The sequence below is a fragment of the Exiguobacterium sp. s83 genome, from assembly GCF_018617095.1.
Taxonomy (GTDB): domain Bacteria; phylum Bacillota; class Bacilli; order Exiguobacteriales; family Exiguobacteriaceae; genus Exiguobacterium; species Exiguobacterium profundum.
On record NZ_JACSJP010000001.1, the window covers coordinates 1171402 to 1195885 of the forward strand.

The window sequence follows — 24484 nt, forward strand, 5'->3', positions numbered from 1 at the left end:
AATATACATGATGAATGACTATGATGTCAGATCCGAAAGGAAGATTAACGGAATGATTGAAAAGATAATTCGACATAGTTGGAACGTCATATCAGGATTATTTGTTCTCTTATTATCACTTTGGTTGAGCGGTCCTGGTATAGCAGAAACAGATACCCCACAACATCGTTGGTATTTCATGCTTTGGTTTGTATTATGGACGGTCGGATTTATTTTACAGTTCAGACCGCGAACGAAATGGTTCGGTCTATTCATCACGCTCGTGCCGACGTTATATTATTTTATTTCCGTCCTAAAAGCAGCAGAAGTGATTTCATACTAGTCAATCATGTGCAAAAACAGAGCCATAGACGATGTCTATGGCTCGTGTCGGTTATTCCTTTGACGCAGCAACCGTTGTATCAGCTAATTCACGCTCCGGTGTTGGGGCTGTTGCAACGTTCCCTTTTCCCGCAAAGTTCTCGAGCAAGTCTTTCATATCGATGCCCGAAGAAGCTTTTAATGTTTGTTGAAGCGATGCCATGAGGTCGGTTGCGTAACCTGTCACTTTACCAGCGCCACCGTTTTGTCCGCTCCCCGTGTCGACGACCGTAATCTGATCGATGTTACCGAGTGGCGATGCAATTTCTTTCGCATAATCAGGAAGCATTTTGACGACCATATCGAGAATCGCCGCTTGTCCGTATTGCGCGAAGGCTTCGGCAATCTTCTCTTTCGCTTCGGCTTCTGCAAGACCGGTCAAACGGATAATTTCCGCTTCCGCCTCACCTTTCGCACGTTCAGAATCCGCTTCTGCAAGACCTGCCAAACGTACGCGTTCCGCATCGGCTTTCGCCTGTGCTTCAATACGATACTTCTCTGCATCCGCGATTGCGATTTGACGTGCTTTATCCGCAGCGGCAGACTGTTCAATCGAGTATCGATCCGCATCGGCTTTTTTCTTCACTTCTGAATCATATTGTTTCTCACGACGCATAATTTCTTTCTCTTCGAGCTCGATTTGCTTTTGACGCTCGATGATTTGAACTTGCATCTGTTGTTCGGTGACTTCTTGTTTCGCACGCGCTTCCTCAAGCTCATACGCTTGGTCGGCCCGGGCTTTGGCAACATCTTGCTCACGGCGATATGCCGCGATTCGGAGTTGGTTCTCTTTCTCAGCTTCCGCGATTTCAGAGGCACGCTCAAGTTCGGCCTTCTTCGCATCTTTCATCGCTTCCGCCTGTTTGATGCGCGTCTCTTTATCCGCTTCCGCAGTCGCGATATCAGCATCACGCTTCACTTGGGCGATACGCGGCTTCCCTAACGATTCTAAGTATCCATTCTTATCTCGAACGTCTTTGATGGTGAATGACACGATGACTAATCCCATCTTCGCCAAGTCTTGTGATGCGACTCGTTGAACTTCTTGCGAGAACTTGTCACGGTTCTTATAAATCTCTTCAACGGTCATGGAACCTAAGATCGAGCGTAAATGACCTTCTAACACTTCTTTCGCTTCGTTTTCTCGTTCAATCTTCGGTTTTCCGAGGAACTGCTCAGCCGCTGTCGCGATTTCACTGATTGATCCACCAATTTTAATGATGGCTGTTCCGTCCGCCATGACCGGGACACCCTGCTCTGTATAGACTTCAGGCGTTGTGACCTCTAATTTGCTTGAGAGCAAGCTGAGGGGTTCTGCTTGTTGGAATACCGGAAAGACGAACGTCCCGCCACCGCGAATGATTTTAACGCGGTTACCGGATGTATCGCTATGTACATTTTTCTTGCCTAAATAACTACCTGTCACAATCAGTGCCTCATCTGGTCCGACTGTGCGATATTTTAATACGAATACAAACACAAGTGCGAGGATGATGACCCCGACGATGATGCTGACTAAGATAGCCGTATTCATGTGTTATATCTCCTCTCGAATTGTAGGTTCGTCATATGGCATGACGATTGCGATATTGCCTTTTACTTCAATGATGACTACCCGATGATCTGTCGAAATCGATGTACCGTCTAAGCTTTGAGCCGTCTTTAAAAGCGAGCCCGTTACTGTCTCAATCAAAACTTCGCCATACCCGCCTTCAGGAATGGGCACGGTCAATCGTCCGACACGTCCAACTAATGCCTCATCCGTCAAACCAATGGATTCTTCCGCATTGGAGAGCGGTAAGAGAACAAATAAATAGAGAAGTGTCGTCAAAGCAAGAGACCCGACCAATGCGACAGCGAGCCCAATCATCGGGGAAACGTGAGCCAACGCGTTTAAGATAAGCCCAATCCCTGCCCCTAGTGCTAAGAACGATAAGATGACTGCAGGGTTAAACCAACCCTCGAACATTTCGAACGCATCGGAGAACATCATGTAAATAAAGGTTCCAAGACCAGCGATGATCAACACCCACCAATACAGTTGATCGATTGCCTCCATTACCACCCCTCCTGTCGACGTTTTTGTTCCATCATCAGTACACGTCGAAGTTGTTCGACTTCTAATGCAAGTCGATCCTCAATCTCATCCCACTCCGACAGTGATGAAGTGGATAAGTCGTTCACTTCTCGAACTCGCCCGATGGAACGTTCAATTCGTCGCCGATTGTATAGGTCGACAAGTTCTTGTCGTTCGAGCCGCATCCTGTTTAAAAAATATTCCACTTCTTTTTGAACTTGAACGACTTGATCCGTCACGCCCTCAGAAGAATCTTGCATCAGTAGCCGACGCACTCTCACTTGATGAGCTACTAATTTAGCAATTCTCGCCTCGAGTTCGAGAATGTGCTTGTATAATTCCTCTACCTCATCTCGTTGCGTGTCATCGCGCCACCACACGTCCACCTCACCTCACTTTTCTCTACTCATCTCCATATACGATAAAACCTCATCTTCGGTTTCAAAAAATCATAAAAAAATGTAAAATGAATTTGCCATACAGAAAGGAAGTGCTCATGTTGGGCAACCAAGTCATCAAGCTATCATCCGCATCACAAGAAAAACTAAAGAAAATGTATCATGAGTATGCAGTCGCGCCACCACCATATGCGACATTCAGCGCCAAGACACCGGGATTTGTCGTAACGATTTATCAATCAGGGAAAGTGATGTTCCAAGGAAAAGATGCCGAGACCGAGGCAGTGAAATGGGGAACACCCGCCGAGAAGAAACAAGCATCCACACCGAACACCATTTTACCTGAAGGATTTTCAAGTTGGTCTGTCGTTGGAAGCGACGAGGTCGGAAAAGGAGATTATTTCGGACCACTCGTCGTCGTAGCGGCTTTTGTCTCATGCGATCAAATCGCACTCGTGAAAGAACTCGGCGTAAAAGATTCCAAACAGTTATCCGATCCTGAAATCATCCGGATTGCGAAGGATTTACACGCTACGATTCCTTATCAAAAAGCGACACTGCATAATCCAACATACAACAACATGCAACGTACGATGACACAAGGTAAAATGACTGCCATCGCCCATAATGCTGCGCTTCGAGCGTTGCTTGAGAAACTCGGACAAAAACCCGATGCCATTCTCATCGATCAGTTCGCAGAGAAGTCGGTCTATTATCAACATTTGCGGGCAGAACGCGATATCGTGCGCGACGATGTCTACTTTTCTACAAAAGCCGAAGGACTTCATGTCGCCGTCGCAGCTGCTTCCATTTTAGCTCGCGCCTTCTTCTTAAAAGAAATGGACAAACTAAGTAAACAAGTAGGATTAACCCTCCCGAAAGGGGCAGGAGCAAAAGTCGACCAAGTCGCCGCTCAAATCATTCGACGTTATGGTCAGGATTATTTACAAAAGATTGCTAAAGTCCATTTTGCGAATACAAAGAAAGCTCTCAACTTGAATGAACGTCGTTTGTAGAGCTTCGACATCAAGTATGATATACTCATTTTACGGTTAAATGAACTTAAAATTTTTGGAGGATAGCGTTCATGCTGCATTATAAAACCTACACGATTAGTGATGACCATCCTTGGGTCATCTTCATACACGGGGCCGGAGGAAGTTTATCACATTGGTATCGTCAACTTCGTCCCTTCCGTAAAAAATATAATGTCCTGCTCGTCGATTTACGCGGTCATGGCGGTTCATACGATGCTGAACAGTCGCTCAAACAACCGTTGAACGCCTATACGTTTGATGTCGTCGCCAAGGACGTGATTGAAGTCATGGATCACTTAGGTATCGAAAAAGGACACATGGTCGGTCTGTCTTTAGGAACGATTGTGATTCAGGCGATGTTTGAGCACTATCCCGATCGAATCGCATCGGTCGTTCTCGGCGGAGCCATCGTCAAATTCAATGTCCGCTCCACGTTGCTCATCCGACTTGGTAGTCTTGTGCAAAACTTTGTCCCCTACATGTGGTTATATAAATTATTCGCATGGATTTTACTCCCGAAGAAGCGTCACAAAAAGTCTCGGATGATGTTCGTCCGCGATGCGGCGAACTTATGTCAACGCGAGTTTATCCGTTGGTTCAAAATGACGGAAAATATTAATCCTTTACTGAATCAGTTCACTTCGATCCAGACGAATGTCCCGATTTTATATATTATGGGTGATGAGGATTATATGTTTCTTGAAGCTGTCGAACGGACAGCGAAACATCAGCCGACAGCCAATGTTGAAATCGTTGCAGACTCTGGTCATGTGGTCAATGTAGACCAACCCGATCAATTCAATGCGTTGTCGATGAATTTTATCGATGATCAGATTCAAGCACGTTCACTACAAATGAGCTAATTCAGGATGCCACGGGGCTTCCTGAATTTTTTAATGTTTATTTTCAGAAAATATTGATTATTACAAAAATAGATGGTATTCTTTAGCAAATCCAACGAAGAGGAGATGCTCGAGATGTCCAATCCCGTACATATGAACAGCCTGCTGATTATTATTCGACTGAGGGACTGAAATCGTTTTGTTTTCAAAAACGACTTTTCAGGCCCTTGTTCCCGTGGTAATCGGACAGGCGCCTGCAGGTTGAAACCGCGCCTATCCTTGATGGATAGGTTTTTTTATTGACATAAAGATATAGAGGAGATGATGGAAGTGAAGCAGTATATGATGGATCGAATGGTAAAAATTTCAGCAGGGATGGCAAATGCCGTACTCGTCACGCTCGGTGTCGGTTTATTGATTGAGACGATTGGTAATTTGAGCGGAATCGCGATGCTCGTACAGATTGGACAAGTCGCCAAATCATTGTTGGCACCTGCCTTAGGCGCTGGTGTCGCGTTTCAACTCGGAAGCAACACGCTCATCCTATTTAGCGCCATGATTGCCGCAACCATTGGCGGTGCAGCTTTAACAGCGACGGAAAGCGGACTCGTCCTCGTTCCAGGTCAACCGATTAGCGCACTGATTGCAGCGGCGGCTACTGTCTGGCTTGGAAAACGTGTCCTCGGAAAAACAAAGTTTGATATGATGGTCGTTCCGGTCACAGCCGTATTAGGTGGTGGAATCGTTGGGGTTGCTGCAGCAGCGGTCACGACTCCTCTTATCAACTCAATCAGTCAAGGGATCACCGCATCTGTAGAAACGTCGCCGATTGCCACATCTCTTGTCATCGCACTTGTTTTCAGTGTCATGCTCATGTCGCCTGCATCATCTGCCGCACTCGCCATCGCGCTTCAACTTGACCCTGTCGCCAGCGCCGCTGCCTTGATCGGTTGCTCTGCTCAATTTGTTGGATTTACCTTAATGGCATATCGTCAAACCGACCCAGGTGGATTGGTCGCCTCATTCTTTGTCACACCGAAAGTGCAGTTCCCGAATATCATCAAAAATCCGAGAATCGTCGTCCCACCGTTTATCGCCGCGATGATTTCCGCACCGATTGCTACTTTGATGTTCTCACTCCAAGTCCCATATGAAATTGCGGGTCTCGGGCTCAACTCCCTAATTGCCCCGCTTCAGATTTTAGCGGTCCAAGGGTTGGATGCCTTTCTCATCTTCACGATGACCGGCGTCGTACTCCCTGCACTCATCACGTGGACTCTCTATCGTGTGACGAGTCTTGTCGGATGGACCAAGTTTGGTGATCTCGCACTCGAGATTCAATAATAAAAGGAGCGTTGTCGCAGGTGGACAACGCTCCATATTTTTTACGCTCGTAGTTCAGCGCCGTGTGTCGCACGGACCGCCTCAACAATTGTTTCATATGCTGCCGTTACTTCTTCATCTTGTAACGTTCGTGACGGGTCTTGGAACTTGAGTGAGAAGGCAATCGATTTCTCATCCGCTCCAACATTCTCCCCTGTATAGACGTCAAACAAGACGAGGTCAATCAAGAGTGGACCAGCCGCTTGGCGGATCGTTTGTTCCACTGTCCCAGCCGGAATCTCACGTGATAAGACGAGTGCCAAATCTCGTGAAATTGATGGATAACGTGGTACGTCTTGATAAAGAAGTGTCTCGTCTCCACGAAGTGCAAAGAGGTCGAGTTCGAATACATACACTTCCTTCATACCGTAAACGTCTTTCGATATTCCTGGATGCACTTGTCCGACATATCCGATGACCTCTCCGTCCATCAAGATGTTTGCCGTACGGCCTGGGTGCATATCAGGCATCAATACGGCCTCATACGTGACATCTAGGCGAAGCGTTTGGACTAACGTGTCGACAATCCCTTTTGCGACGAAATAGTCGACCGGGATCCGTGTTCCTTGCGAACGATGATCCATCCATAGACCTGTGACGACACCAGCCACCCGTTCTTTCTCACGCGGTAACGTTTCTCCGTGCTCCGTATAGACGCGTCCTGTTTCGTAAAGTGCGACGTTCGATTGTTGACGCGCCGTGTTATAACGCGCCGCCTCCAGCAACCCAGGGACGAGCGACGTACGAAGTACAGAGCGTTCTTCACTCATCGGCATCGCCAATCGAACGAGCTGATCGGTTTCTCCACCGAAACGTGTCGCATGTGCCTCACTCGTTAACGAGTAGGTAATGGCTTGTGATAAGCCGACTCCTTGTAACAAGCGACGTGTCTGCCTGCGCAATACGTTGATTGCTGGCAAAAAGCCTTTCGATTGAGAGGCAGGTAACGTCGACGGGAGACTATCATATCCGTATAGACGTGCCACTTCTTCTGTGATATCAGCCGGAAGCTCTAAGTCCGGACGGCGCGATGGAATGTGTACTGTCAGCACATCATCCCCTTCTGTCGCGAGCCCGAGACGCTCCAGGATGTGAACGATCGTCTGACGATTGAGTGTCATCCCTAAGCGCTTGTTGATATAGTCAATCGACACTTGGATTTCTCGGGCACGTGATTCGGCTTCACCTGAACGCACCGCATCATGAATGGCTCCTCCACCGAGTTCGACAATCAATTGCGCGGCGCGATCGAGCGCGAGCATGACACGTTCTGGGTCAACGCCTTTTTCGAAACGAGCGCTTGAATCTGAACGTAGACCAAGCGTACGGCTCGTCTTCCGTACGGATGCCGGATCAAAGTACGCTGACTCTAAAATGATATCTGTCGTTGAAAGATCTACCTCTGTATTGGCACCACCCATGACGCCTGCGATGGCGACTGGAGCTTGTCCGTCTGTGATGACCATCATCGATGAATCGAGCGTGCGCGTCACGTCGTCGAGTGTGACCATTTCTTCTCCATTTTCGGCTTGACGGACCACAATCGAGTTGCCGAGTTTCTTCGCATCGAATGCGTGAAGCGGTTGTCCGATTTCAAGCATCACATAGTTCGTCACGTCGACAATGTTGTTGATTGGACGGACACCTTCTGCGATCAAGATATTCTTTAGCCATTGTGGCGACTCTGCAATCGTTACCCCTTTTACTTCACGAGCTGCGTAATATGAACAGTTCGGTGTCGCAAGTTCGATAGACACCTCCGATGGTGATGATGACGTGACATCTGCCGTCGGCAACGTGTATGGACGCTCTAAGATGGCCGCAACCTCATGAATGATTCCATAGAGGCTCAAGCAATCTGAACGGTTCGGAGTCAAGCCGAGTTCGATGACTTCATCGTTCAAGTCGAGTAAATCGAGCACATCTGCACCAACTTGTACGGATTCACGGAATGTGTGGATTCCATCTTGCTCGTCTTCCCGAATTTGTTTTTTCTCAAAGCCGAGCTCTTCGAGTGAACAAATCATCCCTTGTGATTCGACACCACGAAGTTTTGCTTTTTTGATTTTAAGTCCTGGTAAGCGTGCGCCAACTTTGGCCACGATCACATGTTGCCCTTCGCGCACGTTCGGTGCGCCACAGACGATTTGAACAGGGTCACATTCTCCGATGTCAACTTTTGTCACGTTTAACTTATCCGCTTCCGGATGTTTCTCACATGAAAGGACCCGCCCGACGACGATCCCAGAAAGTCCTTCCCCACGATTTGTCACACTTTCGACTTCGATTCCGTTCTTCGTAATCAAGTCACCGAGCGCTTCGCCGCTTAAATCGGATACATCAATATATTGATTCAACCATTTTTTTGAAAGTAACATCTGTCTTCCTCCTTAGAATTGCTCGATGAAACGTAAGTCATTTGTGTAGAAATGGCGGATGTCGTCGACGCCGTGTTTGAGCATCGCCATACGCTCCACTCCGATTCCGAATGCGAACCCTGACACGTTTGACGAGTCATAGCCAGCCATCTCCAAGACATGCGGATGGACCATTCCGCCTCCGAGAATTTCAATCCACCCGGTTCCTTTACAAACGTTACATCCTTTCCCGCCACACTTGAAGCAAGAGATGTCGACTTCGACCGATGGTTCCGTGAACGGGAAGAAGCTTGGACGGAGACGAATTTCGCGCGTTTCTCCGAACAACTGCTTCACGAACACTTCGAGTGTCCCTTTCAAGTCAGCCATCGAGATGGATTCATCGACAACCAACCCTTCGATTTGCATGAATTGATGCGAGTGCGTCGCATCGTCTTCATCACGACGATACACTTTACCTGGGCAGATGATGCGAATCGGTTTTCCGTTCGCCTCCAACATCGTGCGAGCCTGTACAGGAGACGTATGAGTACGAAGTAACGTCTCTTCCGTGATATAGAACGAGTCCTGCATGTCTCGTGCCGGATGATCTTTCGGCAAGTTGAGCATTTCGAAGTTGTAGAGATCGGTTTCGACTTCAGGACCTTCAGCAATCGTATATCCGAGTCCAACGAACAAGTCTTCCATCTCGTCGATGATTTGTTGTAAGAGATGACTGTGGCCAGGAGTCGATGTCCGCCCCGGTAGAGTCACATCGAGCGTTTCCGCTTTTAACTTTTCCTCTAATTCAATCGCCTTCACCTCTTCGATTCGAGCATCGAGTGTGCTTTGAATCGCGGTACGAACGGTATTCGCCAACTCACCGATGATTGGACGTTCCTCGGCAGATAATTTACCCATGCCACGGAGCACTTCAGTCATCGGTCCTTTTTTCCCTAAATATTTGATGCGGACGTCATTCAATGATTTTTGTGTGGATGCCTGTTTGATTTCTTCTAACGCTTCCACTTGTAACTGTTCTAATTGTTCTTTCATGTGTTCGCTTCCTCCTCTACATAAAAAAATCCCTTCAGTCGTTGACTGAAGGGACGAATCATCGCGGTACCACCCTACTTGGCCAATTATTCATGGCCCACTTGAGAGCATCGTTATCGTGATGCCAAACCGGTGTTGTCTCCAACACGACTCCAGAGTGAATTCAGCGACGAATCCGGCAAAGGCTCTCAGTCACGGCCCTTGCTCCCTGAACGGAATCGGTCATTCGCTTACTATGTTCTTTCAACGTCATATCTTATTCATCGATGTGTTTAACCTATCACGTTTTTCACGTGCTGACAAGATTATTGTAAAGCGATGCGATACATTAAAATACCGGCAGCGACCGCCGCGTTGAGCGATTCCGCGTCGCCGAGCACCGGAATATGCACACGTGTGTCACAGAGTGCCAATACATCAGCATGAACCCCTTGTGCCTCATTCCCAATGACGAGGGCCACTTTGTCTTCGAATGCAACTTGCTCATACGATGTTGCCTTTGAGAGAGCTGTGCCGTAGACGTGGAATCCATCCTCTTTCAGCTCAGGTAACTTTTCAAGCAAGTCGACCGAGGTCACGTTCACGTGAAACAGTGAACCTTGTGTGGCACGTACGACTTTGGCGTTGAACGGATCGACCGTCCCTTTCCCGAGTAACACCGTATCGAATCCGGCAGCATCTGCTGTCCGAATCATCGTACCGAGATTACCCGGGTCCTGTACTCGGTCTAGTACGAGTACCTTCTTCATTTTTCGTTCCACCGGCGTCATCTTGACAACGGCAAACACGCCTTGGGTCTTTTCCGTTTCGGAAAGAAGGTCCGCAACGTGGTCGGATAACTCGAGGACTGGCATATCTTCAAGTCGCCACGTTCCTTTTGGTGAATACGACTCAGCCATGATGAGTTGGACGAGTCGACCGGCACGAATGGCCTCGTCCACCAAATGTTCTCCTTCTACTAGGAATTGACCCGTTTCTTGACGACCTTTTTTCGTCATCAATCGTTTTAATCGTTTAATCGTCTCGCTCTTCGTAGACGTAATCTTCGTCATATTATCCCTCTTTCAACCATTGGACCGTTTCGTGGTCTAAACGTTTCGTCAATGCGACAACGAGTTGTACCGCTGCCTCGTAATCATCCTTATGGATGATGGACACGTTCGTGTGTAAATAGCGGACCGGCACTGTCAATGCGATGGCCGGCATCCCGATCCCAGAAAGATGGAATCGCCCAGCATCTGTGCCACCGCCTGGCGTTAAGTCCAATTGATATTTGATGTCTTGCTCTTTGGCCACGTCAACGATGAGGTCGACAAGGCGTGGGTTCGTGACGGTAGTCGCATCAAAGAAGATGACTTGAACCCCGTCCCCGAGTTTTGACAACCCTTCTGCTTGGGTCATTCCCGGCGTATCACTCGGAATGCCTGTATCGACAGCAATCGCGACATCCGGGCGAATCAAGTTGGCAGCGGTCACCGCTCCACGTAACCCGACCTCTTCCTGTACCGTCGCTCCTGTATACATGACGCCTGGGAACGATTCTTCCTTCAGACGTTTTGCTGCTTCGATGGCAATCGCACATCCGATGCGGTTGTCCCATGCCTTCGCCATCAAGAAGTTCTCATTTTTCATGACTGTGAATTCACAATGTGGCACGACCGTATCGCCTGGACGAATTCCCCACTCAGCCACTTCGTCTTTCGACGTCGCACCGATATCTAAGAACATATCTTTGATTTCGACGGGCTTCTTCCGTGCCTCAAGCGGTAGGACGTGAGGTGGTTTCGCACCAATGACACCCGGAATCTTTTCACCAGACCGTGTGACTACATCCATTCGTTGTGCCAACAGCACCTGGTTCCACCAGCCACCGAGCGCCTGGAAACGAAGGAAACCGCCTTCTTCCACACGCGTCACCATGAAACCAACTTCATCCATGTGACCAGCAATCATGACACGTGGACCTTCAGCATCTCCGGTCACTTGACCAAATAGACTTCCGAGTCCATCCTGTTCAAACGACTCGACATGCGGCTCGAGGTATTCACGCATCAATTGACGGACTTCTCCCTCATTTCCTGGGACGCCTGTTGCATCCGTCAAACGTTTTAACATATGTAACGATTCATTCATATCAATCCGCTCCTTTTCATTAATATCCTTGATTTTGTCGCTCATGGTTTACTTCATTTTTATTCATGTATGCTAGCAAAATGAGTTGCTCATTAAAACCGAGCGTATGACCAAGTTCGAGATAAGCTGCCATCAGCGTCTCGTACATGGCTTCCGTTTTTGAAAGACCAAAGTTTGTCACTTTTCGATAAATATCTAAAAAAGCATCAGTCGCATCAAGATATGAACTTCCCGCAGGAAACGCATCTCGTTCATACCCGAGCGCAAGACCAAGTGACAATAAGAAATGAATGCCGTCCACATATTCTTCTAAGATCACATCTTGAGGCGACGGTCCTTTCTTCGACCAAAACTTAAAGCTACGTGTTTCGTTAGCCAGTTCACCGAGCTCGACAAGCAGCGCCAGTAACCGTTCATCGAATTGATTGCCGGATAATCCATGTTGTGCTTTGATCCGCTCGTCTAATTCGCGCTGCCGATCAAACAATGTTGTCCAGTTCACCGGATGTTCCTCCTCTATCTCCACTTATAGCAGTACTAAAATCATTAAAGACCAGCCCACTGCTAAAATCAATACTTGTAATTGAAGCAGTTTTGGGGCATGAACCGTCTTCTTCCGAGTCAAATGAAGACCGAACAAGGCACCGATGGCTCCTCCTGCATAGGCGAATAGGACGTTAAAGTCACCTTTTCCTTGCGCATACTGTTTCGCTTGGATGTAGGTGTAAACGTTCAAGACTATGAGCGCTAAGGCGACGATCGCAACAACCGATTGATTCATACGCTTTCCTCCTTCTCTTAATTCTAAGAAATTCTAAAGAAAAAAGAAAGCGCCGAGAGAGTGTCTCGGCGCTGTCGATTGAACGATTACGCGTTCAATTTTGATTTAGCTGTTTCAGCGAGTGACGCGAATGCCTGTGCATCTGTCACAGCAAGCTCAGCAAGCATCTTACGGTTGATGTCGATTCCTGCAAGCTTAAGGCCGTGCATCATACGGCTGTATGAGAGACCGTTTGTACGTGCTGCCGCATTGATACGTGTGATCCAAAGACGACGGAAATCACGTTTCTTCTGACGACGGTCACGGTAAGCGTACATGAGTGACTTCATGACCTGTTGTTTTGCTACTTTAAATAGAATGTGTTTCGAACCAAAGTATCCTTTGGCAAGTTTAATTTGCTTTTTACGACGTTGACGAGTCGTATAACCGCCTTTTACGCGTGGCATATGGATTCCCTCCTAAATTGTTTCTGTATTACTTCGCGATCATGTTGCGAATGCGTTTGAAGTCTCCAGCTGATACGATAGCGCCTTTACGGAGCTTACGTTTCGCTTTAGTCGATTTGTTTGCGAACAAGTGACTTGTGTAAGCGTGTGAACGCTTGAGTTTACCTGATGCTGTACGTTTGAAACGTTTTGAAGCACCGCGGTGCGATTTCATTTTCGGCATGAGTATTTCCTCCCCACTGAGAATCGATAATTAATCTTCTTTGTTCGGAGCCAGCACTAAGAACATGCTGCGTCCTTCCATCTTCGGCTTTTGTTCAACTGTTGCCAAATCGGCACATTCCGCTGCCATTTTGTCCAAAACACGTTTCCCGATTTCCGAGTGTGTGATGGCACGTCCGCGGAAACGAATCGAAGCCTTCACTTTGTTTCCTTTTTCAAGGAACTTGCGTGCATTACGCAATTTTGTTTGGAAATCGTTGTCCTCGATTGTTGGACTGAGACGTACTTCTTTCATTTGGATGACTTTTTGGTTTTTACGCGCTTCTTTCTCCTTTTTCTGGAGTTCGAAACGGTACTTCCCATAATCCATAATTTTAGCGACCGGTGGATTTGCTTTATCTGCGACTAAGACGAGGTCTAGTTCCGCTTCTTCAGCTAAACGTAACGCATCGTTACGTGATGTCACACCGAGTTGTGCACCGTCTGCGCCAATGAGACGTACTTCACGGGCACGAATGTTTTCGTTGATAAAGAGCTCTTTGCTAATGGTTAGCACCTCCATCGTGCGATTGCACGAGATTTAGATTGACAAGACAACATGGCAATAAAAAAAGCGTCGGCAGTTTCCCACCCACACATCAGTTGAGGTCATAAAACGGCAGACGATGCCGAATGAACCAAGAACTTGATGGACCTGCCTGATGACTCTCAGACGAGGTGAAAAGCGGGTGCTTCTGCTTTGTTGTTTTTAATCACTATGTCATCTTAGCACTAGCAGGAAAAGATGTCAAGATATCGCGCATGAATAATTGGTAGCTCACACTTTTATGATGATACCAGTCATTCTCTCGTTTCGCAATACCTTTTCAAAGGGAATAATGAAATATCAAAGGAGGGATCGACATGAACTGGCGAAAAGATGTATCGCGAGAACATGACTACCATGATCAAGTCCAGCAGATTGTCAGTAAGACGATGCAAGCACATGGGCTAGAAGATGAAAAATTACAGGCGGTATTGACAGACTTACTAGAAGAAATGAATCGCATCACTTTAAAAATCGTCGATGACCATGAGTCGGCTCAAAATTATATCCATAAACGGTGGTACTAAAAAAGGGCAGGCGCCCTTTTTTAATACCACTTAGTTTGTAAGTGACTTGAAGAAGTTCCCGATCGCCTCAAACAATCGGGCGAAGAATCCTTTCACCTCTTCTTGTTCGAGGAATGCCTGCACATCTTGACCCGCATCTTTCAATCCACTGCTGATCGCTGACCAATCTAAATTGGCCTGTTGCATGTTTTCGAATAGTGTCGTCAGTTGATCGAGTTGGCCCTCAGACAACTGGACGTTATTTTGGTTCAATACTTGAATGACGATGTCACGGATCTCAATATTTGTCTCCGGCATCTGATTTGCAATTTCCGCTTTAATCTCGTTCATGAGACCTGCTACATCCTCTTGTCCGACCGTCTTACCGATTTCAGACGTAACCGCCAGCTCTTCTTGTGCCAATTCTTTTCGCTCCTCCGACAGTTCAATCCCAGTCTCGGCCGCGGTCTGATCATATGCCTTCATAATTCCCGTCAGAGCCGAGGTGCCCGTCACGTTAATCGGTGAAGTGATATAGATGTCCGCATCCGTCACACCTGCCGTGACGAGGGCGTTCGCATACATATCTTTCGTGACCCATGTCACGTTTTCCGTTTGAATATCAAGACCTGTCCCGTTCGTCAATTTGATTCGGGCAGACGAGTACATGCCGCCTCCACGTTGTGCTTGCGGAACCGAGTCTCCTAAATATTTTTCTTCATCTGCGGCAGTCGTGATAATGGGTTCGATTCCTTCTGGGGCATCCATACGTTCGAGTACCCATTTTTGTTGCTCTGAAGAGAGCGACTCCCCGAGCGTCACAATCGTGTCATTGACGATCGCCTCAGCTCCGACTTTCGGAAGCGCTCCTGTGAACGCAACCGCTCCAATAGTAAGTGCCAATACTGGCTTCATATAATTCATTAAGTATCACTCCTTATGTTTACGATACGTGTAGATGAACAAATACACATCCGTCTATAGACCGAAAAAAACCACCTTTCTGGTTGGAAAGGTGGTCCCTCACTTAACGTGAACGGTTCGCAATCTCATCTGTGAGCGATGCAATGAATTCATCAAGTGAAGCAGAAACTTGTTCCTGCTGACCGTAGCGGCGAATATTGACCGCACGCTCATCCCGTTCTTTATCCCCAAGAACGAGCGTCATCGGAATCTTCTTCATTTGTGCTTCGCGAATCTTATAACCTAGTTTCTCGTCACGGAGATCCGTTTCAACACGGACGCCGCGTTTGACGAGTTCTGCTTTCACTTCTGCGACGTATTCGTCGTGGACGTGTGAAACCGGGATTAACTTGACTTGGACCGGTGCGAGCCATGTCGGGAACGCGCCTTTATACTCTTCAATCAAGTAAGCGACAAACCGTTCCATCGTCGAGACGACACCACGGTGCAACACGATTGGGCGGTGGTCCTTACCGTCTGGCCCAGTGTATGTCAAATCGAAACGCTCCGGAAGCAAGAAGTCGAGTTGGACAGTCGAGAGCGTCTCTTCTTTCCCGAGCGCCGTCCGTACTTGCACGTCGAGTTTCGGTCCGTAGAATGCCGCTTCCCCTTCCGCCTCAAAGTATGGAAGCTCGAGCTCATCCATCGTTTCCTTCAACTGACTTTGTGCCATTTCCCAAATCGCATCGTTATCGAAGTACTTCTCTTTATCAGCAGGATCGCGATACGAGAGACGGAAACGATAATCTTTGATGCCGAAGTCAGCGTATACTTCTTGAATCAAATGAACGATGTCTTTGAATTCTTGTTTCATCTGTTCCGGTGTAACGAACGTATGTCCATCATTCAAGACCATGTAGCGAACACGTTGAAGACCTGTGAGCGCCCCTGACATCTCATAACGGTGCATTCCACCAAGCTCAGCGATTCGAAGTGGAAGTTCACGGTACGAACGTGGCTCATGTTTGTAGATTGTCATATGGTGCGGGCAGTTCATCGGACGAAGGACGAGTTCTTCGTTGTCCATCTCCATTTTCGGGAACATGTCGTCTTGGTAGTGATCCCAGTGTCCAGATGTCTTGTACAAGTCGACCGAACCGAGAACCGGTGTGTAGACATGTTGATATCCGAGTTCGAGCTCTTTATCAACGATGTAGCGCTCGACCGTACGACGAATCGAAGCCCCTTTTGGAAGCCACATCGGAAGCCCCTGACCGACTTCTTGTGAGACGAAGAAGAGGTCGAGTTCTTTCCCGAGTTTACGATGATCGCGTTCTTTCGCCTCTTCAAGAAGACGCAAGTGTTCAGCGAGTTGTTCTTTCGTCGCCCACGCTGTTCCATAAATACGCTGTAACATCTTATTGTCTGAGTCCCCACGCCAGTAGGCACCAGCCACGCTCATCAATTTGAAGATTTTCAACTTCGATGTTGACGGGACGTGTGGTCCACGGCAAAGATCAAAGAACTCACCTTGATGGTAGATTGTCAGTGTTTGATCAGCAGGAATATCCTCGATCAACTCGATCTTGAGCGGGTCTCCCAACTCTTTATAGCGAGCGAGCGCCTCGTCACGAGAAACGACTTCGCGTGTGATTTCCAAGTTCTCATCGACGATGCGTTTCATCATCTTTTCGATTTCAGGAAGGTCTTCCTCATTGATGCGACGATCCATCTCGATATCGTAATAGAATCCGTTCTCAATCGTCGGCCCAATTCCGAGATAGATGTTATTGTCTTCTCCGTATAACCGTTTGATTGCTTGAGCCATCAAGTGAGCCGACGAGTGACGCATCAAATCAAGACCGTCTTCCGAGTCCGGCATCACGAGCTCGATTTTGCCGTCATGTTCGATTGGACGACGGTAGTCGATGAGTTCTCCGTCTAGTTTTGCTGCGATTGCTTTTTTACGGAGTCCCGGACTAATCGAGCCCGCGACGTCTTCTGCTGTGACGCCGGCTTCGAACTCTTTTACCGCGCCATCTGGAAATGTTAATTGAATCATGTACATTTGTCCCCTCTCAAAAATGAATATAAAAAAAGCCCATCCCTCAAAAAGGGACGAGCTTTGATTCTCGTGGTACCACCCTCGTTCCCAAGCAATCTGCTTGGCTCGAACACACGATAACGAGTGTGAATCGCCGCACGATTGACCCGTACGGTGCTCCGAGGGAGTAAATGCATCGTCGTCGTTAGGAAGCTTCCACCGCCCTTCCCTCGCTAAAACTCGTCTCGATGATCCATATCCTCTTCTATGCATCCTTTATATGATTCTTAGTATAGTCAACTCACCAGAGAAAAACAATCCTTTACCGACGCCGATTTTCACCCTTTAACTCAATTTGGGTCGTCGTCGTAGAAATACGTTGCATGAGTCGCTGTGCTTTCATTTTGTTTTGCGGCGAACCATCGATTGAAAAGTGCGTCTCGAGCTCTTCCCCGCTAAAGTTTGAACTGTAGAGCGTCGGTAAGCGATGCATCATCCGATACTGAAGAATGATGCCGAACAATTCATCTCGTACCCACGGACTGATGGCTTCAGCTCCGATGTCATCAATCAATAAGACTGGCACATGTTGAAACGACATCAAGAAAGAGTCGAACGACTCGGTACGGATTTTACGTTTCGCCTCCGACACAAAGCCCGGGGCGTGAACTAAAATCGTCTCGATGTCCGCCACCTTCAACTCATTGGCGATTGCGGCGAGTAAATACGTCTTCCCGACGCCAAAACTACCGTGGAGATAGAGACCGTTCACTTTTTGACGCGCCTTCATCCCTGTCACGAATCGCATCGCTTCACGCAATGCGATTTTACGCGCGTCGTCGGCCCAATCAAATGACTCAAAGCTCGCCTCACGGACTTCTTCCGGTAAGAACAAACTCTTAAACTTACGGTCCATCTCTTTTTGGCGTCTCGCCTGACGATGAGCGACCGTCTCTTCATAGCGAATGGCAATCTGTCCTAGATCGACATAGAGCACCGGTTGATGACCCGGGATGACGGCCTGATCTTCTATGAACGTTTTTCCATCCATCTGTTCCGCGTACTCACTCAGTTTGGTAAACCCGATTTCAATCGCCTTCTCCTCTAACTCTGGATGAGCGTTCAAAAATGCGATGACACCCGGGTGATTCAGTGTACGTCTGCGAATCGACTCGTACGCCTCACGAACTTCTTTTCGGTTCATCAACTGAGACAGCGACTGATTGATTCGTTCCATCCCCTCACCCCTTCTCTTTCAATTCATTTAATAGTTTCACGAGTTCCGCGTCATCCGGAACGGACGACTCAAGTTCCTTTTTCCTCGCTTGGTCGTATGAGCGCTGTTGTTTCGCCTCATCCTCGAGCCACTTCGGCATATCCCCTTGCTGGGGTTTCCGTCGTGACCCGACCGTGGTGCGTTGCACGCTCTCGCGTTTTTGTTGTTTCTTCTCGATGAGCGCATCTTGAGATTCTTCACGCTCTAGCGCTTCTTTTGCGTTCGTATAGCCTGCTGTTTTCCAACTTGTCGCAATGCGCAAGACATAGTTCTCGCTCAGCCGCGTCTGCTTCTTCACTTCGATACAGTAATAGAAGAGCGCATTGATGACCCCTGGCGCGAGACCGAGTGTGTCGACGAGTTCAATGACTAACTGTTCATCACTCTTTGAAAGTTGCGGGGTCTTCCGAAGCGTCGAGACATATTGATGCGGATGTGCGGACTCCATCACCTCAGGGTCATGCAAGTCTCCTAGTTTCGTCTGTTCAAGTTCGACGGTCTTCTCTTTCCGATGGCGCGTCTGTTTCTTTTTCAATTGTAAGACCATTTGACGACACCCGTCCCGCTTCTCTTGCTCACTGAGTGGCAGATACGCCTCATGGACGAAATACTCTTTTAACATCTCAGCCATCGTCTCTTCATCGAGTTGAGACACGTAGGCCAGTTTTGTGATCGTTTCGTCTAATTTTTTCGTGAAAAATCCAACTGGAAAATTCGTCAGTTTTTTCACAATTTCCATATCGAACGAATAGTTGATTTCAATCTTTGCCCGGTCCGGCTTTTCATAATTTTTTTGTGTGAACGCACGATGGTTTACTCCTTTGACATCAAACACTTCATTGAAGTCCTTTGTCACCTCGACGATGCCTGCCGGCAACGGATCAATCGTAAAACGCCCCTGCAATTGTTTGAATCGTACTTCCCCGACTTTATAGAAGAGGAAACTCGACAACAGACCGTCATTCAAAAACGTGTGCGGTGCAAGCGGGACGCGTAACTGATAGACGTATTGTGTCAATCGAGCGTCTTTTGTTTTATAGGTGCGCACTAACCCGATCGCTTCTAAACGGAACAGACTGTCCATTAACTCATTGATAGAGAACTCCAACATCTCACATAATGCACTATGTGACATATAGTTGGATTTCATTTTGCCCGGCTTCAGTTCGCTCCATAACGTTTGATAGAGTGCGAGCGCCTTCACTCCGATGACAGGTTGATATAAGTGGTAAAGGGACTGGTACGATTCACGGTCGACAAGACCGGTACTCATGATTAACAATTCGTCCGTCCCAAAGATTGTACGTTCTTTCTCCATGGCTCTCTCCCTTGAAAAAGGGCGACCAGCAGGCCGCCCTTTAGTTGGTCGAATTTTCTTGCTTCATTAAATCTTCAAGTTCTTTAAAGAACACCGTGATGTCTTTGAATTGACGATAAACCGATGCGAAACGGACATATGCGACTTCATCGACTCGCGCGAGCTCGTTCATCACGAGCTCACCTACTTGTTCACTCGGAATCTCTGACTGGGCGAGGGCACGAAGTTGCTGTTCGACTTTCGTCACAACTCCTTCAAGCTGTTCAAGTGTGACAGGTCGTTTCTCGCACGCCCGAATAATGCCGCGAAGTACTTTTTCACGACTGAACTCTTCACGATTTCCATCTTTTTTAACAATGATGAGCGGTGTCTGTTCAACCGTCTCAAACGTTGTAAACCGATACCCACATTTTTCACATTCACGACGACGTCGAATCGAATAATGGTCTTGCACCGGACGGGAATCGAGCACTCTCGTTCCATTATGATCACATTTCGGACAACGCATGCTCAAACCTCCTTATCGTTCGACTGTTTTATTACCAATGGCACGTAACGGGAATTGTTGTGTGAGCGCCTCGTAGTAGTGCGATACAATTTGAGAAAGGTCTGCACCGAGTCGCTGTTCACGGTTTAATGTAAAATCGACAGCCGTCCGGCCGCCATCCACTTGTACAATCGTGATGAGCCCGTCCCAGCCTTCTCCGAGAAACGAAAGTTCTCCTCGATTCGCATCGATTCGACGAACCGTCTGACCGTTCTCTTGAATTTTTCCTTCTAACCATTGCAACATCGCATGTGACGATGCCGCATAGTAACGTGTTTGGAGCATTTCATTTTTATGTGTATCTTTCGTTTCAATATGTGTTTGTAACTTATCTAACAGTCCCATAATCCACCTCAACGCCTGAGTTATATACGTTAAGCATATCAAAATTAAGGCGACAACAAAACAATTAAAAGGGCTGACCATTAAACGGCCAGCCTCAAAAGGTCAATCTGATTTATTTGCTGATTGCCACTTGCGCTTCCGGAACACGAATCGGTCCCATTCCACGCTCAAGTTTCACATCTTCACGTACTTTTGCATCCAATCCTTCAGCAATATACTGCGATGCTGTAGCCGGATCGATTCGATCTCCACATGTAAACACGTCAACTGACGCATAGCCATGTTCTGGGAAACTGTGAATCGTTAAGTGTGATTCTGAAATGATGACGACTCCACTTACACCGTGTGGCGCAAACTTGTGGAATGCAACTTCGCGGACTTCAGCGCCCGAACGAAGAGCAGCATCGACGAACAAACGCTCGATGTAGTCGATATCATTCAATTTGTCGGGATTGCACTCCCAAAGTTCTGTAATAATGTGACGTCCCATAGTATCCATATTAGTGGATCCCCCTTTACATCAATGGTCTCAAAGTAGTTGATGATCACTCACTTTGTGCCTGAATCGCCCACAACCACGGGGGCAAGTTAGTCCTAAGAGGTCCTAACCCTTTAAGTTGCGTTTGTCAGACCAATTGAAGTTCACGAAATTGAGTGTAACGTGTTTGGGACGTCCTTACAAGACATTTGATAAAAAAATTCAAAAAATATTTTCCTGAACGTAATATTTTTTAGGCGTGTGTTTCTTGCTGACCGATTTGAAGATAGCTGGCCACCATGTCCAACAAGTCCACGACACGGCATGAATAGCCCCATTCATTGTCATACCATGCGAGTACTTTGACATGATTTCCGCCGAGCACCATCGTCGAATCCATGTCGATAATCGACGAGCGATCGTCCCCGTTAAAATCAATAGAGACGAGCGGTTCGTGAGAAACGCCTAAAATACCTGTCATTTCTCCAAACGCTGCCCGTTCAAACGCTTCATTGACTTCATCGACCGTGACATCTCGGTGGAGTTCGACGACCAAATCGACAAGTGATACGTTCGGAGTCGGCACACGGAGTGCCATTCCGTTCAACTTTCCTTGTAGTTCCGGCATCACAAGACCAATCGCCTTAGCCGCTCCCGTCGATGTCGGGATGATGGAACTGCCACACGCGCGCGCGCGACGCAAATCTTTATGCGGGTTATCAATATTGTTCTGATCGTTCGTATAGGCGTGAACGGTCGTAATCAGTCCCGTTTCAATACCGAACGTCGAATGTAAGACCTTCACGACAGGTCCGAGACAGTTCGTCGTACACGATGCGTTTGAGATGATATGATCTTCCTCCGGGCGATAGTCACGATCATTGACCCCCATCACGATCGTTCGTAAATCCCCTTTACCCGGTGCGGTCAAAATCACTTTTTTCGCCCCTGCCTCGAGATGAAGTCGTGCCCCGCTATCAGAGTTAAACTTCCCGGTCGCTTCGACGACGATGTCGATTTTAAGGTCTGACCAAGGCAAGCGTGATGGATCACGTTCCGAAATGAGTTCAATCCGTTTCCCATCGACTTCGAGCGCATCCCCATGCGCACGTACTGTCAATCCGAATGGACCATGAATCGAGTCGTGTTTAATGAGATGCGCAAGTGTTTCCGCCGGATAACTTGCGTTAATCGCCACCACTTCATGACGTCCCTCGAGCATCAATTTTCGAAATACCATTCTTCCGATTCGACCAAATCCGTTAATTGCCACTTTTGTCCCCATGATAGATCCCCCTTTTTCTACATTACGGTTTCATTATAACGGATAGCTGTAAGCGTTTTCACTATGATTCGTCACATTTTTTCCGTTTTTCTTTGTTTATTTTTTGAAAATGAGGGAAATTTCTTGGCGTAACAGACAAGAGAAAGGAGGCGTCATGATGTTTGATTGGGGAGATATCGATAAATTCTTTATTTCGTTCTTTATCATTTTACCGATTGTGACGTTAATTCATGAGCTTGGACACTTCTTCTTCGCAAAGTTGTTCGGCGGCTCACTCGATATGCAAATCGGTACCGGGAAGAAACTATTTAAAGTAGGTCGTTTACAAGTAAATCGTGTTTATTTTTACGATGCATGGTGCCAGTTCACTGATTTAAGATGGAGCAACAAGGTCACCCGTACGCTAGTCTATGGCGGTGGAGCCATTTTCAATTTAGCGAGCATCTTAATCGTCAACGCGTTCATTCTTCGACGAGATATTGAACCGACACTCTATACGTATCAGTTCGCCTATTTCTCATTCTACTATATCTTCTTCTCACTCTATCCCATCTATTATTCGAACGGTCATCCTAGTGATGGACGTGCGATTTATGATACATGGAAAAAAGGGTCTCCAGAATCCGATCCATTAAACTAAAAAGAAGGCGATATCAGTCGCCTTCTTTTTGTATCGTTTGAAACTGTTCGACCAGACGATTGATTTGTGGAGGGAGGTCCCCTAATGCCCCATTATTGTTTATGAGGAAATCCGCCTGGTGCTTTTTATCTTCAATTGGAATCTGTGAACGAATACGGGCTAACGCCTCTTCTTTCGTCAATCCATTCCGTTCCATGAGACGCATCAGTTGAATCTCTTCACGGCAATAGACGACGACGGAATAATCAACCAGATCGAGCATCGTCCCTTCAAACAATAAGGGAATATCAAAAATGACGACAGGTTCCCCCGATGCCTCATACGTTCGCATTTGCTCGTTCATTTCTTCTCGAATCGCTGGATGCATCAATTGATTCAATTGCTGACGTTTTGCTTCATCATGGAAGATTTCCCGACCGAGCGCAGGACGGTTCAGCACGTCGCCCACAAAACATTTTGGAAATGCGGCCCTTACCCCCTCAATCGCCTTTCCTCCTGGTTCAACGACCGTCCTTGCAATCAAATCGGCATCGATAATCGGAATGCCTCGTTCTCGAAACAGTCGCGATACCGTAGACTTCCCGGTTGCAATTCCACCAGTCAATCCAATCTTCAACATACACGTCCACCCCTTAACGTTGTTGACAGTGCGGACAGTAATGCGTACCTCGCCCGCCCAATTTCATCTTTTCAATTTCATGTCCACATCGGCGGCACGGTTCTCCGGTCTGTCCATACACGTAGAGCCTCTCTTGAAACGTTCCTGTGGCCCCATCTGGATTGGCATAACTGCGAATCGTACTACCTCCACGCTCAATGGCCTCAGTCAATACAGCAATGGCTTCAGTCCGCACACGGTCGACTTCTTCGTGTGACAAACTTGCGGCCGGTCGTGTCGGATGGACACCCGCACGAAACAACGTCTCATCTACATAGATGTTACCTAATCCAACAAAGATGGATTGATCGAGGAGGGCGGTCTTAATCGCGCGTGTCTTCATGCGCTCTAAACGTCGGTGTAACACCTCGGTTGTCACACGCTCGTCAAACGGCTCGTACGCAAGTAATGAGAGCGGTGGTGTGGTATGAATCGTTTCATTCGTCCGCAACTCCATCGTACCGAATTTACGGACATCATTATAGTGTAGAGTCGATTGGTCCGTGAACGTAATCACGATATGTGTATGTTTTACCGGTTCTGTAATGGAGTCATAAGGGAAAAACTTCCCTTCCATCCGAAGATGGGAGACGAGATACCCGTTCGTCAATTTGAATAAGATGAATTTCCCCCGACGTTCCACATCCGTAATCGTTTCTCCTATCAAATGGTGAACCCATTCTTCGGGGTCGAGTCCGCGGATAATTTTAGGGTCAAGGACATCGACAGACTGAATCGTTTTTCCTGAAACGGCAGGTCGCAACCTACGACAGACCGTTTCGACTTCTGGTAATTCTGGCATACTG

28 protein-coding genes are annotated in these 24484 nt (G+C 47.4%); 6 read left to right on the forward strand and 22 right to left on the reverse strand.

The window, feature by feature from the left end; genetic code table 11:
* Window positions 1-52: 52 nt before the first annotated feature.
* Window positions 53-322 carry a hypothetical protein gene (locus KNO73_RS06080; protein WP_012726683.1) on the forward strand — a complete coding sequence of 90 codons (270 nt, stop codon included), beginning with the start codon at window positions 53-55 and terminating at the stop codon, window positions 320-322.
* Window positions 323-373: 51 nt separating this feature from the next.
* Here the strand turns inward: KNO73_RS06080 and KNO73_RS06085 are convergent, their stop codons facing one another.
* From KNO73_RS06085 to KNO73_RS06095, 3 genes are read right to left on the reverse strand one after another with little or no spacing between them, the layout of a single operon-like run.
* Window positions 374-1894 (reverse strand): flotillin lipid rafts scaffold protein FloT, encoded by a 1521-nt coding sequence (locus tag KNO73_RS06085; RefSeq protein WP_078147174.1) that lies wholly within the window; start codon window positions 1892-1894, stop codon window positions 374-376.
* A 3-nt stretch (window positions 1895-1897) separates the two neighbouring features.
* The gene (locus KNO73_RS06090; RefSeq protein ID WP_031423196.1) at window positions 1898-2419 is read right to left on the reverse strand and encodes an NfeD family protein; all 522 of its coding nucleotides are present in this window, start codon (window positions 2417-2419) and stop codon (window positions 1898-1900) included.
* Window positions 2419-2817, reverse strand: a complete 399-nt coding sequence (locus KNO73_RS06095) for a hypothetical protein (RefSeq protein WP_078147176.1) — start codon at window positions 2815-2817, stop codon at window positions 2419-2421. Before KNO73_RS06095 ends, KNO73_RS06090 begins: the two co-directional genes overlap by 1 nt.
* A gap of 119 nt (window positions 2818-2936) precedes the next feature.
* On the opposite strand from KNO73_RS06095, the gene rnhC reads away from it, so the two are divergent.
* From rnhC to KNO73_RS06110, 3 genes are all read left to right on the forward strand, one after another.
* Window positions 2937-3851 carry a ribonuclease HIII gene (rnhC, locus tag KNO73_RS06100; protein ID WP_078147938.1) on the forward strand — a complete coding sequence of 305 codons (915 nt, stop codon included), beginning with the start codon at window positions 2937-2939 and terminating at the stop codon, window positions 3849-3851.
* Between the two features lie 71 nt (window positions 3852-3922).
* A complete protein-coding gene (locus KNO73_RS06105; protein WP_078147177.1) occupies window positions 3923-4735 on the forward strand; it encodes an alpha/beta fold hydrolase in 813 nt (270 codons plus the stop codon).
* A gap of 300 nt (window positions 4736-5035) precedes the next feature.
* Window positions 5036-6058 (forward strand): PTS sugar transporter subunit IIC, encoded by a 1023-nt coding sequence (locus KNO73_RS06110; protein WP_215112221.1) that lies wholly within the window; start codon window positions 5036-5038, stop codon window positions 6056-6058.
* A 41-nt stretch (window positions 6059-6099) separates the two neighbouring features.
* On the opposite strand, the gene pheT is transcribed toward KNO73_RS06110, so the two are convergent.
* The 9 genes from pheT to infC all read right to left on the reverse strand — a co-directional run bounded on the left by pheT (window position 6100) and on the right by infC (window position 13654).
* Window positions 6100-8475 (reverse strand): phenylalanine--tRNA ligase subunit beta, encoded by a 2376-nt coding sequence (gene pheT / locus KNO73_RS06115; RefSeq protein ID WP_215112222.1) that lies wholly within the window; start codon window positions 8473-8475, stop codon window positions 6100-6102.
* A gap of 12 nt (window positions 8476-8487) precedes the next feature.
* Complete coding sequence (pheS, locus tag KNO73_RS06120) at window positions 8488-9510, reverse strand: phenylalanine--tRNA ligase subunit alpha (protein WP_215112223.1); 1023 nt, start codon at window positions 9508-9510, stop codon at window positions 8488-8490.
* Window positions 9511-9815: 305 nt separating this feature from the next.
* Window positions 9816-10562 carry a TrmH family RNA methyltransferase gene (locus KNO73_RS06125; protein ID WP_031423182.1) on the reverse strand — a complete coding sequence of 249 codons (747 nt, stop codon included), beginning with the start codon at window positions 10560-10562 and terminating at the stop codon, window positions 9816-9818.
* A 1-nt stretch (window position 10563) separates the two neighbouring features.
* A complete protein-coding gene (locus KNO73_RS06130; RefSeq protein WP_078147180.1) occupies window positions 10564-11643 on the reverse strand; it encodes a M42 family metallopeptidase in 1080 nt (359 codons plus the stop codon).
* A gap of 19 nt (window positions 11644-11662) precedes the next feature.
* The gene (locus tag KNO73_RS06135) at window positions 11663-12145 is read right to left on the reverse strand and encodes a dUTP diphosphatase (RefSeq protein WP_214730471.1); all 483 of its coding nucleotides are present in this window, start codon (window positions 12143-12145) and stop codon (window positions 11663-11665) included.
* A gap of 24 nt (window positions 12146-12169) precedes the next feature.
* Window positions 12170-12424 (reverse strand): membrane protein, encoded by a 255-nt coding sequence (locus KNO73_RS06140; RefSeq protein ID WP_031423177.1) that lies wholly within the window; start codon window positions 12422-12424, stop codon window positions 12170-12172.
* Between the two features lie 86 nt (window positions 12425-12510).
* A complete protein-coding gene (rplT, locus tag KNO73_RS06145) occupies window positions 12511-12870 on the reverse strand; it encodes a 50S ribosomal protein L20 (RefSeq protein ID WP_012726696.1) in 360 nt (119 codons plus the stop codon).
* A gap of 28 nt (window positions 12871-12898) precedes the next feature.
* The gene (rpmI, locus tag KNO73_RS06150) at window positions 12899-13093 is read right to left on the reverse strand and encodes a 50S ribosomal protein L35 (RefSeq protein WP_012726697.1); all 195 of its coding nucleotides are present in this window, start codon (window positions 13091-13093) and stop codon (window positions 12899-12901) included.
* A gap of 30 nt (window positions 13094-13123) precedes the next feature.
* Window positions 13124-13654 (reverse strand): translation initiation factor IF-3, encoded by a 531-nt coding sequence (gene infC, locus KNO73_RS06155; protein ID WP_012726698.1) that lies wholly within the window; start codon window positions 13652-13654, stop codon window positions 13124-13126.
* Window positions 13655-13995: 341 nt separating this feature from the next.
* Between infC and KNO73_RS06160 the strand changes: the two genes are divergently transcribed.
* On the forward strand, window positions 13996-14205 hold the full coding sequence (locus tag KNO73_RS06160; protein ID WP_012726699.1) for a hypothetical protein: 210 nt from the start codon (window positions 13996-13998) through the stop codon (window positions 14203-14205).
* Window positions 14206-14235: 30 nt separating this feature from the next.
* Here the strand turns inward: KNO73_RS06160 and KNO73_RS06165 are convergent, their stop codons facing one another.
* The 8 genes from KNO73_RS06165 to KNO73_RS06200 all read right to left on the reverse strand — a co-directional run bounded on the left by KNO73_RS06165 (window position 14236) and on the right by KNO73_RS06200 (window position 22380).
* Window positions 14236-15108: a DUF1002 domain-containing protein gene (locus KNO73_RS06165; protein WP_214730470.1), complete on the reverse strand. Its 873-nt coding sequence runs from the start codon at window positions 15106-15108 to the stop codon at window positions 14236-14238.
* A 103-nt stretch (window positions 15109-15211) separates the two neighbouring features.
* Window positions 15212-17155 carry a threonine--tRNA ligase gene (gene thrS, locus KNO73_RS06170; protein WP_012726702.1) on the reverse strand — a complete coding sequence of 648 codons (1944 nt, stop codon included), beginning with the start codon at window positions 17153-17155 and terminating at the stop codon, window positions 15212-15214.
* Window positions 17156-17453: 298 nt separating this feature from the next.
* Window positions 17454-18368 (reverse strand): primosomal protein DnaI, encoded by a 915-nt coding sequence (gene dnaI, locus KNO73_RS06175; RefSeq protein ID WP_078147182.1) that lies wholly within the window; start codon window positions 18366-18368, stop codon window positions 17454-17456.
* Between the two features lie 4 nt (window positions 18369-18372).
* Complete coding sequence (locus KNO73_RS06180) at window positions 18373-19725, reverse strand: DnaD domain protein (protein ID WP_012726704.1); 1353 nt, start codon at window positions 19723-19725, stop codon at window positions 18373-18375.
* A gap of 40 nt (window positions 19726-19765) precedes the next feature.
* Complete coding sequence (gene nrdR / locus KNO73_RS06185; protein WP_012726705.1) at window positions 19766-20233, reverse strand: transcriptional regulator NrdR; 468 nt, start codon at window positions 20231-20233, stop codon at window positions 19766-19768.
* Between the two features lie 12 nt (window positions 20234-20245).
* A complete protein-coding gene (locus KNO73_RS06190; RefSeq protein WP_031423166.1) occupies window positions 20246-20617 on the reverse strand; it encodes a hypothetical protein in 372 nt (123 codons plus the stop codon).
* Between the two features lie 112 nt (window positions 20618-20729).
* A complete protein-coding gene (gene speD, locus KNO73_RS06195; protein WP_012726707.1) occupies window positions 20730-21116 on the reverse strand; it encodes an adenosylmethionine decarboxylase in 387 nt (128 codons plus the stop codon).
* A gap of 232 nt (window positions 21117-21348) precedes the next feature.
* A complete protein-coding gene (locus KNO73_RS06200) occupies window positions 21349-22380 on the reverse strand; it encodes a glyceraldehyde-3-phosphate dehydrogenase (protein ID WP_078147184.1) in 1032 nt (343 codons plus the stop codon).
* A gap of 157 nt (window positions 22381-22537) precedes the next feature.
* Here KNO73_RS06200 and KNO73_RS06205 point away from each other — a divergent pair, with 157 nt between their 5' ends.
* A complete protein-coding gene (locus tag KNO73_RS06205; protein ID WP_012726709.1) occupies window positions 22538-23020 on the forward strand; it encodes a site-2 protease family protein in 483 nt (160 codons plus the stop codon).
* A gap of 13 nt (window positions 23021-23033) precedes the next feature.
* Here KNO73_RS06205 and coaE read toward each other — a convergent pair whose 3' ends face one another.
* Together coaE and mutM are read right to left on the reverse strand one after the other, a co-directional pair.
* The gene (gene coaE, locus KNO73_RS06210) at window positions 23034-23639 is read right to left on the reverse strand and encodes a dephospho-CoA kinase (protein ID WP_012726710.1); all 606 of its coding nucleotides are present in this window, start codon (window positions 23637-23639) and stop codon (window positions 23034-23036) included.
* A 13-nt stretch (window positions 23640-23652) separates the two neighbouring features.
* Window positions 23653-24480, reverse strand: coding sequence for a bifunctional DNA-formamidopyrimidine glycosylase/DNA-(apurinic or apyrimidinic site) lyase (mutM, locus tag KNO73_RS06215; RefSeq protein WP_078147185.1), 828 nt, complete (start codon window positions 24478-24480; stop codon window positions 23653-23655).
* Window positions 24481-24484: the final 4 nt, after the last annotated feature.